Annotated in this window: 11 protein-coding genes; 3 read left to right on the top strand and 8 right to left on the bottom strand. The window is 38.7% G+C overall.

Translation table 11 applies throughout. The features are described from left to right. Positions 1 to 18 precede the first annotated feature (18 nt). Positions 19 to 1,263, bottom strand: coding sequence for a methyl-accepting chemotaxis protein (locus LY28_RS06430; RefSeq protein WP_110461356.1), 1,245 nt, complete (start codon positions 1,261 to 1,263; stop codon positions 19 to 21). Positions 1,264 to 1,971: 708 nt separating this feature from the next. Between LY28_RS06430 and LY28_RS06425 the strand changes: the two genes are divergently transcribed. Beyond that, positions 1,972 to 2,529, top strand: coding sequence for a helix-turn-helix domain-containing protein (locus LY28_RS06425; protein WP_110461355.1), 558 nt, complete (start codon positions 1,972 to 1,974; stop codon positions 2,527 to 2,529). A gap of 17 nt (positions 2,530 to 2,546) precedes the next feature. Further along, positions 2,547 to 4,211, top strand: coding sequence for an AMP-binding protein (locus LY28_RS06420; RefSeq protein WP_479692073.1), 1,665 nt, complete (start codon positions 2,547 to 2,549; stop codon positions 4,209 to 4,211). A 90-nt stretch (positions 4,212 to 4,301) separates the two neighbouring features. On the opposite strand, the gene htpG is transcribed toward LY28_RS06420, so the two are convergent. The 6 genes from htpG to LY28_RS06390 form a co-directional block, all read right to left on the bottom strand. Beyond that, the gene (gene htpG / locus LY28_RS06415; protein WP_110461354.1) at positions 4,302 to 6,200 is read right to left on the bottom strand and encodes a molecular chaperone HtpG; all 1,899 of its coding nucleotides are present in this window, start codon (positions 6,198 to 6,200) and stop codon (positions 4,302 to 4,304) included. Positions 6,201 to 6,495: 295 nt separating this feature from the next. After that, the gene (locus LY28_RS06410) at positions 6,496 to 7,881 is read right to left on the bottom strand and encodes a SpoVR family protein (RefSeq protein ID WP_110461353.1); all 1,386 of its coding nucleotides are present in this window, start codon (positions 7,879 to 7,881) and stop codon (positions 6,496 to 6,498) included. A 5-nt stretch (positions 7,882 to 7,886) separates the two neighbouring features. Beyond that, positions 7,887 to 9,092: a YeaH/YhbH family protein gene (locus LY28_RS06405; protein WP_110461352.1), complete on the bottom strand. Its 1,206-nt coding sequence runs from the start codon at positions 9,090 to 9,092 to the stop codon at positions 7,887 to 7,889. A gap of 22 nt (positions 9,093 to 9,114) precedes the next feature. Next, positions 9,115 to 11,049 (bottom strand): PrkA family serine protein kinase, encoded by a 1,935-nt coding sequence (locus tag LY28_RS06400; protein WP_110461351.1) that lies wholly within the window; start codon positions 11,047 to 11,049, stop codon positions 9,115 to 9,117. 104 nt (positions 11,050 to 11,153) lie between these two features. Then, positions 11,154 to 12,923: a B12-binding domain-containing radical SAM protein gene (locus LY28_RS06395; protein ID WP_110461350.1), complete on the bottom strand. Its 1,770-nt coding sequence runs from the start codon at positions 12,921 to 12,923 to the stop codon at positions 11,154 to 11,156. 103 nt (positions 12,924 to 13,026) lie between these two features. After that, on the bottom strand, positions 13,027 to 14,229 hold the full coding sequence (locus LY28_RS06390) for a D-alanyl-D-alanine carboxypeptidase family protein (RefSeq protein WP_110461494.1): 1,203 nt from the start codon (positions 14,227 to 14,229) through the stop codon (positions 13,027 to 13,029). A gap of 288 nt (positions 14,230 to 14,517) precedes the next feature. On the opposite strand from LY28_RS06390, the gene LY28_RS06385 reads away from it, so the two are divergent. Then, positions 14,518 to 15,705, top strand: coding sequence for an MGDG synthase family glycosyltransferase (locus LY28_RS06385; RefSeq protein ID WP_110461349.1), 1,188 nt, complete (start codon positions 14,518 to 14,520; stop codon positions 15,703 to 15,705). A 157-nt stretch (positions 15,706 to 15,862) separates the two neighbouring features. On the opposite strand, the gene LY28_RS06380 is transcribed toward LY28_RS06385, so the two are convergent. Next, entirely contained in the window at positions 15,863 to 16,225 is a 363-nt protein-coding gene (locus tag LY28_RS06380) for a hypothetical protein (protein WP_110461348.1), read from the bottom strand. Between the last annotated feature and the right edge of the window lie 85 nt (positions 16,226 to 16,310).

The raw sequence follows: 16,310 nt of genomic DNA, 5'->3' as shown, positions 1-16,310 counted from the left end.
CCGCACTATACCCACATACTATAGAGTAAACTTTGAAACCTGATCCTTTAACTTCTTTGATGAAACCAAATTATTTTGAGTTGAGCTTTTAACCTCTGAAACCTTTCCGGCTACTTCTGCTGTTTTTACGGAAATTGATACAACCCCGCCAGCACTTTGACTGACACTTGCCGATACCTGCTCAAGTGCATTTACAATAATTGAAACAGACTGATTCATTGCTTTTGAGGAATCATTAAATTCATTCATCATAGAACTGAACTGCATGGAATCAGCATAATATTGCTCTCCGGTTTTTATTAATTTCTGATAATCATTGAGAACATCCTTATCCATAAAGTTCAAAAGGACGCCTGCGCTCTCTGTTAGCGCATCCACTGACTCATTTACAGTCCGGACAACTTGCTTTATATCTGTTGCAGTCTTTGATGACTGATCTGCCAGCTTTCGTATTTCGTCGGCAACAACAGCGAAGCCCTTTCCTGCTTCTCCTGCTCTTGCAGCTTCTATGGCGGCATTGAGTGATAATAAATTGGTCTGTTCTGTAATCTGCAATATCGCCTGAGCAAGAAATTCTATCTGAGAAACTGCTGCTGCCTGTTCCATCGCCTTTTGAAGCTGCTGCTTAACCTCCATATAAATATCTTCGGCATTTTTTGCTGATAAAACAGCACTTTCCTTTATTTCGCTTGCATGTTCACTGATTATATTTGCGGATACAGCTCCTTTCTCAGAATTTTGAGATATAAGGTTAATATTCTGCAAAATCTCCTGAGTACTGTTGCTAATCTGTGATGTGGTTGCGGCTGACTGCTGCATAGAAGCCGAAATATGCTCTGTTGTAAGCAAGGTATCGTCTGTCTTTTCTTTTAAGTGAAGTGCGGCATTTTCAACTTCCTGGGTATTATTTATGAGGTGATTTGACGTTTCCTGCATCAAGCCTAACATATCCCTTAATGCAATTCTTGCCAGCGACAGGTTTTTTGCAATAAAACCTATCTCATCCTTTCTTTGTTTAATTTTGTTATATGTTTTATCATGAGACAAATCAAAATTTGCTGTTCTTTCAACAACCTTCCCGATGGTCTTTAAAGGTATACTGATTGAAAAAGTCAGCAGCAGGCCAATGGCAATAACAAAAGCCCATGAAATAACCGGAAATATCAAAGGCGAAAAATCCCAAAGTAAATTTCCTGCCGTTCCGAAGCAAGTAATCAATATTCCGCACAAAACAATAACAAAAATCTTTTTGCTTATAGACATGTTTATCAAACCTCCAGCGCAAAGTCAATTACTATCGGCTTGAGGAACCGATTATACCGGCCGATAGTCTGGGTTCGAGGCTAAAGCCTCCTAAAGGGCAAATCCAAACTGCATTCAAAATCAGCTTAAAAGCTTAATTCAACTAAAAAGACGAAATATATTTCGTCACAAAACATAATACCGTCACAAATATATATCGCCGCGATATATATTCTTTGCAATATAAATAGCATTGCAATATTCTATCGCCGCAAAAGCCGGAGCTGTAATTGGCTTTAGTAAATATATTCCATATCTATTATGGTATCATATTCTGCATATAATTTCTATAATATTTTATATATTGTTATATTAATTGCATAACTGTCAATATTTTATATTTTTTAAAGGTTATATATGTAATATTATACATTTTTTAATGTTTTTTACCTTTTTAAATTTTATTCAGAATAAATTGGGTTGAAAACGTTAAAATAAATACTAAAAAAGGTTATTTACAAGCTTTACATGATTTATTCAGTTATGCTATTATATTTTTCGAATGTGTACAGATTTTTATACAAAATTTTTATAGCTTCTAATAGCATGTATGCATAGTATTATGTCAATAAAACAGTTTTTATTTAATACTTAAGCTTTTTTTAGAATTTCAGCTAAAAAAACTCCTGTATTGCTAAATCTAAAATATTAATATCGGAAGGTGATTGTATGTCTGAGCAAATAAAGCTAATTGCATCGCGCATTAAAGACTTGAGAGAAATATCCGAGATATCCATTCAGACTCTGGCTGCTGAACTAAAAATTCCCGAAGAAACTTACCGGGCATATGAAAGCGGAGATACAGATATTCCTGTCAGCTTTCTCTATCAGATAGCTAATAAATTCAAAGTTGAGCTTTCAGCTATCCTTACCGGTGATGCTCCCAAGCTTCACACCTATCAGGTGGTAAGAAAAGGCAAGGGCGCCAGTGTGGAAAGAAGAGAAGCTTATAAATATCACAACTTAGCCAACAATTTTATAGGCAAAAAGGCCGAGCCCTTTATTGTCACTGTTCCTGCCCAAGCCGAAAATTCCCGGATTCATTTCAATTCCCACCAAGGACAGGAGTTTAATTATGTACTGGAAGGAACAGTAGAAATTATAATAAACGGTCATGAGCTCATTTTGGAAGAAGGCGATTCGGTATACTTTGATTCTTCTGCGAATCATGGCATGAAAGCTTTAAACGGAAAGCAAGCTAAATTTTTAGCAATAATTCTTAAGTAATTTAGGGGGAAAAACAAATGTTGCTGCATAAATATCTGTCAAAGCTCGATTTCTCTTCTTATGAAGATATAATCGAAAATTACCGTGTAAATATACCTGAAAATTTTAATTTTGCATATGATGTGGTTGACGAATATGCAAGAACCGAGCCCGACAAGGTGGCTATAGTGTGGTGCGACGAATCCGGAGCTGAGGCTACGTTTACATTTGCACAGCTCAAGGAATACAGTGATAAAACCGCAAACTTCTTTAAGTCTGTGGGTATTAAACGGGGAGACCCTGTTATGCTTGTTTTAAAAAGAAGATATGAATTCTGGTTCTGTATTCTTGCATTGCATAAGCTAGGTGCTGTTACCATCCCTGCAACCCATCTTTTAACTCAAAAAGACTATGTTTACAGATTTAATGCCGCTGATATAAAAATGATTGTATGCGTTCCCGATCCTGAGGTCTTAAAGCATGTTGAGGATGCTCAGAGTAAATGTCCGTCACTGAAGCACAAGGCACTGATCTGTGACAGCAAGGATGGCTGGATAGACTTTACAAAATCAGTTGATGAGGCTTCAAATGTATTTGACAGGCCTCAAGGCGAATTGGCTTCACAAAATAATGATATTTCATTGCTGTATTTTACTTCCGGAACCACAGGTATGCCCAAAATGGTTCAGCATGATTACGTTTATCCCTTAGGGCATATTTATACCGCCAGATACTGGCAAAATGTTATTGACGGCGGCTTGCATCTTACCGTTGCAGACACCGGATGGGCAAAGGCTGTTTGGGGCAAGATTTATGGCCAATGGCTGGCAGGCAGTGCCGTATTTGTATATGATTTTGACAAATTTGTGGCAAAGGACTTGCTTGCGGTTATATCAAGGCACAAGGTAACCACCTTCTGCGCACCTCCAACAATTTATAGGTTTTTCATAAAAGAGGATCTTACGAAGCTTGATTTAAGCGCTCTTAAATATTGTGTAGTTGCCGGTGAGCCACTTAATCCAGAGGTATTTACCCAATTTTACAATGCTACCGGCATTCAGCTTAAGGAAGCCTTCGGTCAAACAGAATTAACCGTTGTTCTGTCTACAACAAAGTGGACGGAGGCAAAACCCGGTTCCATGGGCAAGCCTTCTCCCGGCTATGATATTGATATATTGGATGAAAACGGCAATTCATGTCAAATCGGTGAGGAAGGCCAGATTGTTATTCGTACTGATAAGATAAAGCCTGCCGGAATGTTCGGCGGATACTACAGAGACGAAGCTTTGACTAACAAGGTATGGCATGATGATATTTATTACACCGGTGATTTGGCTTGGCGTGATGAAGACGGTTATTTCTGGTTTGTTGGCAGAGCCGACGATGTAATTAAAAGCTCAGGCTACAGAATTGGACCTTTTGAAGTTGAAAGCGCGCTATTGGAGCATCCTGCCGTATTAGAATGTGCTATAACAGCCGTTCCCGATGAAGTAAGAGGCCAGATTGTAAAGGCTACCGTCGTACTGGCAAAAAGCTATACGCCCAGCAAGGAGCTTATAAAGGAGCTTCAGGAGCATGTTAAGAATGTAACTGCCCCGTATAAATATCCAAGAGTTATTGAGTTTGTGGAGGAGCTTCCAAAAACTATCAGCGGTAAAATAAGGCGTGTTGAAATCAGAGAAACTGACGAAACAAAAAAGTAATTCCTTTGATTCAAAAAGGCAGCCGTAGAATTTATTTCTAAGCTGCCTTTTTAATTTAGCTTTATAACTTATAAGCTTTCTCTTATGCTGTTAAACCAGCTTCATCAATATCTCATTGCTTCTGGCAATAAACCTTGACATTGCCTCCGGCTCAAGCTGCTGATGGCTCATCATTGCCAAATCGTAAATATGCTCGCTTATAAGCTTAACATCTTCTTTTTTTGCTTCATTAGCCTTCAAATCAATAACAGCCTTGACAAGCTTGTTTGATGAATTAAGTACAAGCGTCTGCTCCTTAGGGAACATACTGCTCATATCCATACCGCCTCCGTACATTCTGCTCATTTCCTGCATTCTTCTTGACTGCTCCGATAGCAGAACAACAGCCGGTATAGTATCATTTTTCAGAGACTCAACCTGAACCTTCAGCTTTTCATCATTAACAGTCTCTTTAAACAGGGTTTCCAGATAGCTGACGTCCTCTTCGGCAATTCCGGTATTCTCCTGCTTCATGCTGTCTGATATGTCAGCGTCGATTCTGTTAAAATGTACACCTGAAACCTTGCTCTCAATCAAGGACATAAAATGATTATCAATCATTGTTGACAAAATTACAGCTTCCATATCATTTTCGTTGAACAGCTTCACATACTGTGCCTGCTGATTTTCATCCGATACGTAGAATACCTTGTTCTCATGCTTTTCCTTGTTATTCTCAAGGTATTGGTTAAGTGTTACATATCCGCCCTTGGTAGATTTATAAATAATAATATCCTTTACTCTGTCATAAAATTTTTCTTCCCGTATACAACCGTACTTAACAAACGGATTAATATCATCCCAATACTTATCATAGTTTTCGCGTTCATTTTCAAAAATGGAAGTAAGCTTATCTGCAACCTTCTTTGTAATATGACTGGATATTTTATTGACATATCCGTCGTTCTGCAAGAAGCTTCTTGACACATTCAGCGGTAAATCCGGGCAATCCAGCACACCCTTCAGCAGCATCAGAAATTCTGGTATAACCTCTTTGATATTGTCCGCAACAAAAACCTGATTGTAATATAGCTTTATCTGACCTTCCATCGTTTCAAATTCATGCTTTAGCTTGGGGAAGTACAAAATTCCCTTTAAATTAAACGGATAATCCATATTTAAATGAATCCAGAAAAGCGGTTCGTTAAAATCGTGGAACACCTTTGTATAGAATTGCTTATACTCCTCCTCGGTGCAATCTCTTGGATTTTTCAGCCATAAAGGAGCTGTGTCGTTCAGCGGCTTCGGAGCTGCCGGTACAGCTTCCTCCCCGCTCTTATCCTCAGCAGGCTTCTCCTCTGCCTTTTCAGGTTCTTTTGCAGCATCCTCCAGATAAAGCTCTATCGGTAAAAATGCAAAATATTTTTCAAGCGTCTGCCTCATTTTGTACTCGTCAACAAATTCAAGGCTGTCATCAGATAAGTACAGTGTAATCAAGGTGCCTCTGTCCGTTTTGTCTGAGTCTGACATTTCAAATTCTGTGCCGCCGTCACTTACCCATTTCACAGCCTTTGCGCCGTTTTGATAAGACAGGGTGTCTATCTGCACACGCTCTGACACCATAAATGCCGAATAGAAGCCCAATCCAAAATGTCCTATAATCTGGCCGTCATCAGACTTATCCTTATATTTTTCAATGAAATCCACCGCACCTGAAAAAGCTATCTGGTTGATATATTTTTTTACCTCTTCATCAGTCATTCCCAAACCGTTGTCTAAAACCTTTATAGTTTTCTCATTCTTGTTAACAATGACCTTGATTTCATATTTATTGTCCTCAGGCAGCTGTGCCTCTCCCATAGCCTCCAGCTTCTTCATTTTGTTAACTGCATCGCTGGCATTTGATACAAGCTCTCTAATAAATATATCCTTTTCTGAATACAGCCATTTTTTTATAATTGGAAAAATATTTTCCGTATTGATTGATATACTTCCTCTTTCCTGTCCCATGATAATTATGTCCAGCCCTCTGTTGGTACAAAATTCCGTTAAAGTACCGGCATGGACTCGGTCCTCCTTTTTTGTTAATTTAAATATTCAGCCTTTGTATTACTTGAAATATTACGATAGTAATAATATAACTCTATTGCCGAAAAATTTCAAGTATTTTTTAGCACTCATTTAATAAGAGTGCTAACAATATTTTTTACTCTTATACCATATGGCTGGATTAACTGCCTTTAATTATTTTTCTCAGATAGCCTCCCCCATGGTTTCGATTGCCTGCCCTTACGCTGTGTCCTGCCTAGCCGTATAATGAAATTCTTTTTGCTTCATCGCAATTTATGCTTTTTTGCTTTCCTTCAAGCTGAGTTGTCAATAAGGTCTTTCCGTTCCAAAGGTCCACTATATGCTTCAAGGTTTCATAAGCGTATCCCAATTCAAGCTCTCTTCCGTCAAATTCATGCTTTAGCATAAGTGTATTGTCCTTTTTATTCCAATCGCTTACCACGATGGTAGGAATGCTTCCGATACCCACTGTATTACATAAGGTTTCCCTGATTACCTTCCAGCCCTCTTCATCTGAGACTTCAGAAACCATGTAGTCATTTCCCGCAGTCACATACTCAAAAAGATTCATTTCAGTGCAAAGCTCCTGAGTCAGATATCTCCTTATGAAGGATTGATCCCTCTCGGTATTTCTCACCTCAAATATCTTCTCAGAGCCAAACTTATTATACAGGTCTTCAAACATTTTAAAGCCTATATAATACGGGTTGATAGATGACTTTAAAGGCCTTATAACTTCATTATGCCTTCTGAGGAATTCCAAATGCATATTCTGAGGCAGCTCAAGCTTATTTAATATATTATAATGCCAAAAGCTGGCCCAGCCTTCATTCATAATCTTAGTTTCAATCTGGGGAATAAAGTATTGCGCTTCTTCTCTGACTATAGATAATATGTCCTTCTCCCAATCCTGCAGGCATCCGTTTTCAGCTATGAATTTCAATATATCCTCCTGGGGCTCTGACAGAAAAAGGTCTTCCTGAAGCTCCTTATCTATGGAGCCGGCCGGACTGCCAGAATATCTCTCCAAATTCGGAAACTCCTTTTTGTTCTCTTTTATTGCGAATTTCGGTTCTTCCTTTTTTTCACTTCCGCTCTGAAACTCAGCTACGCGTTCTGTTTGCAGCTTTACCGCATGTGCGGCATTCAGTATTTTTTCCACTCTCGCATAGCCTATGCTGGGATCCGAGATATACTCCCTGATACGGTTAGCATGGTTTTTAAACATCTCAATTGCATATTCTGCCTTGGTTCCCAGCTTAAAGAGCCTGTTATTTTTGAAAAAATCATTGTGCGCATATACATGGGCAATAGTAAGAACCTGAACCAGCAAGGAGTTATCCTTCATCAGATATGCAATGCAAGGATCAGAGTTAATAACCATTTCATAAGGCAGACCTGTCAAATTATATTTATGCAGGGTTTTTATTCTTTCATAGGACTTTCCATAGCTCCAATGAGGGTAGTGGGAAGGCATCCCTATATAGGATTCATACCCGATCATATCCTCATAATTTATTATTTCAAATTCCTGATTATAGTAATCCAAGCCGCAGTTCCTTGCCAGCCCTTCAATACGTTCATTCCAATATTCCAGCTCCAGAATGCTAAAGTCTGCCATCAGCGTCAACCCTCCTGTTCCACATCTTTATCACTGACCTTGTCAAGCAGCTTTTTTAACGCAGGCAGCACATCTTCCTTTTTATTGATATTAATTGCCGCAAAATTCCTGTTATCTATCTTTCCCAGCAATTCGGTTTTAATTGTACTTCCTATGCTGTAGTAACCCGGTACAATTTCGCCGTAGCCGAATAAATTGCAGACCTCACAAAGCCTTTTAGCACTCTCAATGGCTTTCTTATTATCCTCTGACCAGTTATCCCCGTCACTGCAATGAAAAGCATACACATTCCAGTTGGCCGGGCTGTATCTTTGGGAGATTATCTCCAGAGCCTTTTCATAGCCACTGCTGATGTAAGTACCTCCGGACTCGCCTCTATGAAAGAATTCCTTTTCATTTACCTCCTTGGCAGTAGTTGTATGAGCAATAAAAACTACATCCACATTGGAATATTTCAGCTGCAAAAACTGATACAGCAGAAAATAAAAGCTTCTTGCAAGATATTTTTTTGTCTGGTCCATAGAGCCTGAAACATCCATTATACATAGCACTACCGCATTGTAGTCTCTCTTGTTTTCTTCCTTTATCCTGTAGTATCTTAAGTCCTCCTCTACGAACGGAAATCTTCTATTTTCATTATCTGAAGAAATATCCTCCGGCTGAGCTTGGCTTTTTTCTGCAATTGCCCTTTTGAAGGATTGCTTTCTTTTTATTTTTTCAACAACCGAACGCTTTTTTGCAAGCTTGGGAGGTATTCCCCGGTTCTGATATCCAAGCTTTCTGTAGCTTTTTTCTTCTAATTGAGAAAGCTGTTTTTTGTCTATATCTGGAAGCTCCAGATCGTCAAAAAGATATCTTACCACCTCCTCTATGGTTATTTCCGTCTCATATATTTCTTCACCCTCCTGATTGCCTGCCTTGTCTTTTCCCGAATTGCTCTGCTCCTCGCCCGAAAATTTATCGCCCCTTTTTTCCTCTCCGTTTCCGACACCTATTCCCGGCTTACTTTTACCATATATAAATTGATATTCCTTTATTCCCTTAATCGGAATTTTAATTTTTTTGTCCTTGCTTTTTCCTATAATACTTTCCTCAGCTATAATATTACCAAGATTTTTCTTTATTGAATCTTCTATTAATTCTCTGTGCCTGCGTCTGTCCTCGGCAGACCTGTCTCTGCCGTCATTGCTGCACTCCCTAAAAATGGTCATTCTTCACCCTCCAAAGCTGCAATCAATCTTTCCACAGATTATTAGCGGAATACTTTAAGATAACGTTGCAGCAATTATCACAGTAGCCATTTTTCTTCATTTCTTCCACCATAGTATTGTATTTTTGTGTCTGCTCCTTATCCCTGACCTTTGTCTGTGTAATTATCCTGCTTAAATCCCTTACCGACGCCGTTAATTTCTTTTCGATTGCCTCCTTGAGCGGCTCATAGCTGGTATAATCCAGAGTTCCTCCATTCCTCATGACAAAAAACATATATGCGGTTACATCAGAACGAAATCCCTTTACAGCAGTATCGGATATCCCGATTTGCTCCTCGATTGACCGCATGAATTTTTCATCTGGCTCAAGCTCCTCTCCCGTATTAGAATCCTTAATTTTTGTTTTGTTAACAAAAGCCTCCGCATGATCCAGATAATTATTGAACAAGCTTTCCGCCTGCTCCTTGTAACCATGTATAAAGGCCTTTGTAACCTCTTTTTCAAGAATTTTGTTATATTCTTTTTTAACCGAATCATAGATAAGCCTTAAGTATCTCTCCTTTTCCTCTTCGCCTATCCCAAGCTCCTTTACCGATTTAATAAGCGTCTCCATAAGTGCAATTGGATTGATGCAGTTGTTTTCAGATTCTGAAAGTGTAGTATCAAGTGCCTTCATGATAAACCTTGTTGAAATTCCCGTCATTCCCTCTCTGGGTGCTTCCTCACGCAGCTCAAATATATCAATCTTTCTGGTCATGCCCTTTTCCAGTATTTCCTCACCGTTATATATCTTCAGCTTTGTGATTGGATCGACCTTTCCTGAAGGGCTCAGCCTTGTCAGAATAGCGAACATTGATGCAATTTCTATTGTATGCGGCGCTATGTGAGCTTTAAAATTGCTTCTGGACAGCATTTTCTTGTATATCTTGATTTCCTCATTCAGCTCAAGGCAATAGGGAACCTCGACCTTTACAATTCGGTCCAGAATAGCTTCATTTGTATGATCGGATCTGAATTTGTTCCACTCCGCCTCATTTGAATGCGCAAGAATTACCCCGTCAAAATACACCATAGCCCCTTTTCCGGGAGAAGGAACCGATTTTTCCTGTGTAGCGGTAATCATAGTATGCAGGTATTCCGTTTCGTTCTTGAACACCTCTATGAATTCAACTATTCCTCTGTTTCCCACATTAAATGCTCCATTAAGGGACAGCACTCTGGGATCATCCTCCGGATACAAGTCAATTTTGGAGATATCAACGCTTCCCGTTAATATAGAAGTGTCCTGATTGTTCGGATCAACAGGAGGTACAACTCCTATACCCTTTCTTGAACGTATTGAAAAGCCTGTGGATACTACCGGAAAGCCTTCATACTCTCCATGATACTCGTTTTTCAGCCTGTATCTGCAAACCGGGCAAAGATCCCCTTCTATTTTTACCTTCAGGGTTTTTTCAAATTCACTGCGCAAGTGCTTCGGTATGAGATGCAGCGGTTCTTCCCTCATCGGACAGCCTTTCAGCCCATAAATAGGCTCTGCACATTCAAGGGCCTTCTTCAAGGCTTCCATTATTGAAGATTTCCCTGCCCCTACAGGGCCTACCAGATACAGCACCTGTCTTGCTTCTTCTCCTGCCATTGCTGCTGAGTGAAAGTATCTCACAATTTTCATTATGGTTTTATCAATCCCAAAAAAGTCATTCTCAAAGAAAGAGTACTTTTTAATAATGTCATTGCCATATATTCTTCTTAACCTTGGATTCTCATCTGTCTTGACAGCTTCAAAGCCCTGTGAAATAATCAGATCATACATCCTTTGGTGTGAAAGAACTGCTGCTGCGGGATTTGCTTTTACGATATCCAGATACTCTATGAATGTACCTTCAAACTGCTCTTTGATTCTTTCTTCCCTGTCCTTTTGAATCATTTCTCTGAAATTAAACTCCGGTGCGGTCATTCAAAAACCTCCCTTTTTGGCTACTTGTAAATGTCATTAATTTTAAAATTAATTCATTTTAAAATATATGTGTCCTTTCTTCATAATATTATCAATTAGACAAGTTAACCTAAAAAGAAATATTTCACCGCGGCACTCCTGTACCTGCCGCTCAGCAAGTCCCTTCCTGAATAGTCAAACAGCATTATTTCACCGTCTTGGGTAAGCTCGTTCAATTTAATAAAGAATATTTTTTTTAATATGCTTTTGACAGGCGCACCAATAAAATCCGGAAGATATTCCTTGACAAGCTCTTCATTTTTCAACAGCTGATGTATAGAACCAACGCTTATTAAATCCTTTTCCCTTTTCAGGCACTCCGGTACGGCACATGAGCTGTCGCAGGAAAGAAAATCAAAAATCATTTTCTGTCGGAATACTTCTGAATTTTTTTCGCAAATACTAAGCTTCTGAGAAGAAATCCTGCTTTCAAAAAACTCATACAAAATGGCAATATTCTCCCTATAGGATATGGGCCTGTCCAGATACCCCCTCTCCCTGCAGAATACAGAAAGCCTGTAATACAGCTCGAAGGCGTCAGGAAAAAAGCCTTCCTCAATAAACTCCAGGGAGCTTCCGTATCTTGAGGAATTGTAATATCTTTCAAGAACCTCTTCAACATCCTTCATAAGAAGAATATCCTCAAAGGAAACATAATTATTTTTCAGCACCTCATAAGGCGCATAGCTTCTATAGACAAAACCATGCTTCTCTGCCTCCTTGCGTATCCTTGACCCGTGTAAAAGCTTTAAAAAGCCAAGCTGAAGCTGGTGAGGCCTCATACCGTAAACATCGTTAAAGGATTTTTTGAAGGTTTCCAGATTTTCGCAGGGCAGCCCTGCAATCAAGTCAAGATGCACATGTATGTTTCCGTTATCAAGTATTTTTTTTACATTGCCTGACAATTTTGCGATATCAGTGACTCTGTCTATTTCTTCAAGCGTGTCGGCATTTGTTGTCTGTATTCCTATTTCAAGCTGTATAGTTCCTTTAGGTGCATTGCTCAGCAGGCGCAGAATATCCTCGTCAAATAAATCCGCGGCAGCCTCAAAATGAAATAATGTACTGCTTTTCAGTCCGATAATATACTCGAATATCTCCTTTGCTCTGCGCTTATTGCAGTTGAAGGTTCTGTCAACAAATTTTATAAGCTTGGGCTTGTACAATAACAGGGTATTCAAATCCTGCTTAACTCTGTCCATGGAAAAAAACCTGACACCATTAAAGGTGGATGATATGCAATAAGAGCACGAAAAGGGACAGCCGCGTGAGGATTCATAGTAGACTATCCTGTTTGCCGCAGCCTCCAACAGCTCCGGAGTATATGGAGAATTTATATCATCCAGATTTTGTATAAGACTGAAGCCCTTGTTATAAACCACAGAGCTTTCAGTCCTGTATGCAATCCCGCTTAAGCTCCTATAAGCATCGGTTCCTTCCAGCAGAGAACCGTACAATACGGGAAATGTCTCTTCACCCTCACCGCATAAGACAAAATCAATTGAACAGTTGTCCTTTAAAACAGCCTCCGCATTATATGAAACCTCAGGCCCCCCCAAAACTATAAGGCATCCGGGCAGAAGCTTTTTCAATTCCTTTGAGAGCATAAGTATAAGCTCAGTATTCCATATATAACAGGAAAAGGTTATAATATCAGGCTTTTCCTTATATATTTCGGCAAGAATATTATCCTTGCTGTCATTTATTGTGAATTCTCTTATGAGAATACTCTCATCAGGAATTTTTGACCCTTTAGAAATACTTGACTTCAAATACCATACAGCCAAGCAGGTATGTATATATTTGGAATTTATTCCTGTTAAAACTGTTTTCATATATTTTAATTCTCTTTTCTAGGCTCTAATAATTAAATTACTACCGGCTAAAAACCTATTTCATCGGCTGATAGTAATTAACTCAAAGACTATTATGCCATCTTTACTTCCCTCGTACAAGTCCGGTCCAGGATTTAAAAATTTTATTAAAATAAAAATAGAAATCCTTTCTGCCTATTTCATTATGGGTTATAATATCTGCCGAGGCAAGCAGCTTTCCATCCAGCCTGTAATCAATTGTTCCCACCTTGCTGTAGATTTTTACAGGTGCTTCTATTTCCCCGGAAAAATTATATATTGTTTCAAGCTTCGCTGCTTCCTCCTCTTTCAGCGGAATTGAAATGTCTCTGTCCGAATAAAGGGGTATGTTATCTTCCAGGCCTTTATGCAGCTTAATATCAGAAATCCTCTGTCCCTCTTTTAAATACTCGCGGCTTTTATAATTGTTGAAGGCATAATCCAATAAGGTCTTGCTGCTCTGTGCCCTGACAGACCTTGAGCTGCAATTGAGCACAACTGATATCACCCTCCAGCCGTCATGAGTTGCAGAAGTCACAAGACATCTTCCGGCTTGGCCTGTATATCCTGTTTTCACTCCATCAGCTCCCGGATACAGGCTCAGCATTTCATTGGTATTTGTAATATTGCTTCCCATAAATGTAGAGGCTTTTGTCCCTACAATTTTGCAGAATTTTTCATTTCTGAGAGCATACTGTGTGATTAATGCGAGGTCATAGGGTGTTGAGTAATGCTGTGGATTATCAAGTCCATGGGGAGTCACAAAGTTCGTATTGGTTGCTCCTATTTCAGCCGCCTTTCTGTTCATCATCTCAGCAAAAGCTTCTTCCGAGCCTCCCACATGCTCTGCTATTGCTATTGCCGCATCATTACCCGACCTGAGCATCATGGCATACAATAAGTCTCCCAGTTTATAGGTTTTGCCCTCCTGTAAATTAACCTGGGAGCCTGATATAGATGCTGCCTTTTTACTTACAATAACATCCTCATTTTCTTTCCCGTTTTCAATTGCAACTATAGCCGTCATTATTTTAGTGGTACTTGCAATAGAACGTCTGGTATATGCATTTTTTTCATAGAGAACTCTTCCGCTGGCGACATCAATAACTATTGCCGCACCGGCCGATATCTTAGGAATATTTTTTCCTACGGCTTCAACACTCTCTTGGTTGAATAAATAATCAATCGGCTCATCATCGCTGATATCATCCGCATAAGATAAATCATTGTAAAACATATTTGCCAGTATAACAAAAACTACCAAAAGTATCTTTAAAAATTTTTTCAACAACCTATCATCCCCAACCTTCTGAACTTTAGTCGAACCGTAATTAAACCCGCTGTGATAAATATATGTGAGGTAAGTCTCCTTTATAACGAAAGACATTTTAATAATATTTAATAATTATTTTACAAAAACAAACTTTTACATTTGTAAGTCGTACAATAAAATGATAAAATAAACCGTTCTGCTATGTAAAATTTACACTCAATGCATATTATTTTATAAATAATATGCAATAATATATTATATTGATTGTTTTTGTTCTATTATCAGGGAGGCTTAGAAAAAAGCATGAAAAATGTTTTAATAATATCTTCAAACTATACGGGTCATGGTCATAAAAGTATCAGTGAAGCTCTGCAGGAGCAATTTAATTTGCATAAAGATGTAAATATAAATATTATAGATGGTTTTGATTTAGGCGGCAATATGGGTATCAGGGTAGGCAAATCTTACGGCTTGGTCACACGGAATGCAAAAGAGCTCTGGAATCTGGCATGGAAAATTTCCAGCAAAAATCATTCTGTTATACATGAATTTGTTGAATTATCAATAAAGCATAATTTCCTTAAGCTTTTAAGAAGGCTCAAGCCTGATTTGATTTTATGCGTTCATCCCGTTTTCAATACGCCGGCTTTAAATATTCTCAAAAAATACAGAATAAATATACCCTTTGTTACCTTTGTAGCTGACTTGATCAGTATCTCTCCTTTATGGGCCGACAAAAGAGCAAGCTGCATTATTTGCCCCACCGAAGAAGCAAAGGAAAAATGCATGGGCTTTGGTGTTTCCGAAGACTCAATAAAGGTAATGGGCTTCCCGGTACGTTCAAGGTTTACTCAGCATATCTCAAAAAAAGAACAAAAGCAGGACTACAGTCTGGACAAACCGCTGCAGTGCTTGATTATGAGCGGCGGAGAGGGTTCCGGAGATATGGGGCTCATTTCGAAGATTCTTTTAGACAATTTTAATTGTAATGTTTGCATTATTGCGGGAAGAAATAAATCCTTAAAAGAAAAGCTGGAAAAAACTCTGTCCCAGCAATATCCTGACAGAGTCAATATTCTGGGCTATGTCACCAATATTGAAGAATATATGCTGACCTCAGATATAGCCTTTACAAGAGGAAGCCCAAATGTAATGATGGAGGCTGTGGCTTGCAGCGTTCCGCTGATTATTACGGGAGCTCTGCCCGGACAGGAGCAGGAAAATCCTGACTTTGCCCAAAGGAATAATCTAGGTATAGTTTGCAAGGACACTTCAAGTCTGTCCGATATTGTATCGGAGCTGCTGGCAAATAACGCAAAAGCACTGAATATAATTAAACAGTCCCAGCAGAGATATTTTGACCATAAGTCGGCTGAAAAAATCGCTCAGTACACTCTTAGTCTGATTAATAAAAATATGTATGTATATCCTTCTGAAATAGGCCGAAGAAGAAAATTCAGCAGACTGGCATTAAAAGCAAAAATCAGGTAGGTGCTAACCGGCAATGCTTATGCTATAACAGACCACACTTCAAATATTGCTATAAACAGTTGCAGCTTAATGTATAATATCATCATATAAGTATGGTCTGTTTTTAATGCGTGGGTTTTTTATGTAAAATTCAACTTTTTTCATATGTTTAGGGTCTTTAAAGCTTCTCCAGAGCATCCTCCATTGAATTCACCAGAAGCATTGAATCAAAACCGGGAATATCTCTTGCCAATCTTTGCGTTTGCATCTTTCCCATAGAAGAAGCCTGCTGGACAATAATCTTCTTTTTAAACGGATCCTTGGCATAGAGCTTCATTACATCCTTCAATTGCTCTGCAACATCCTGCGTTGATGTCTTTAGCCCTTTTCCATTAACAATCATGGTAAATTCCTTTGGATCAAATTCTCTAGTTCTTAACTTATATTCAGCTATAAAATCCTTACTCTCCTGTGTTGAAAAAAATCCTGATGCATTGATCGTAAAAAGCTTTTTAGAACTGTCAACTTCCATCTTGAACACTAAGAAACACCTCCATGCTATTAAATGTAATTGTATATATAAAAATATATATTGTGTATATTATTACATATTTATTACAATATTT

This window comes from Ruminiclostridium sufflavum DSM 19573 (assembly GCF_003208175.1).
In the GTDB taxonomy this organism is placed as follows: Bacteria; Bacillota; Clostridia; order Acetivibrionales; family DSM-1351; genus Ruminiclostridium; species Ruminiclostridium sufflavum.
This window is presented reverse-complemented; position numbering and strand designations above follow the sequence as displayed.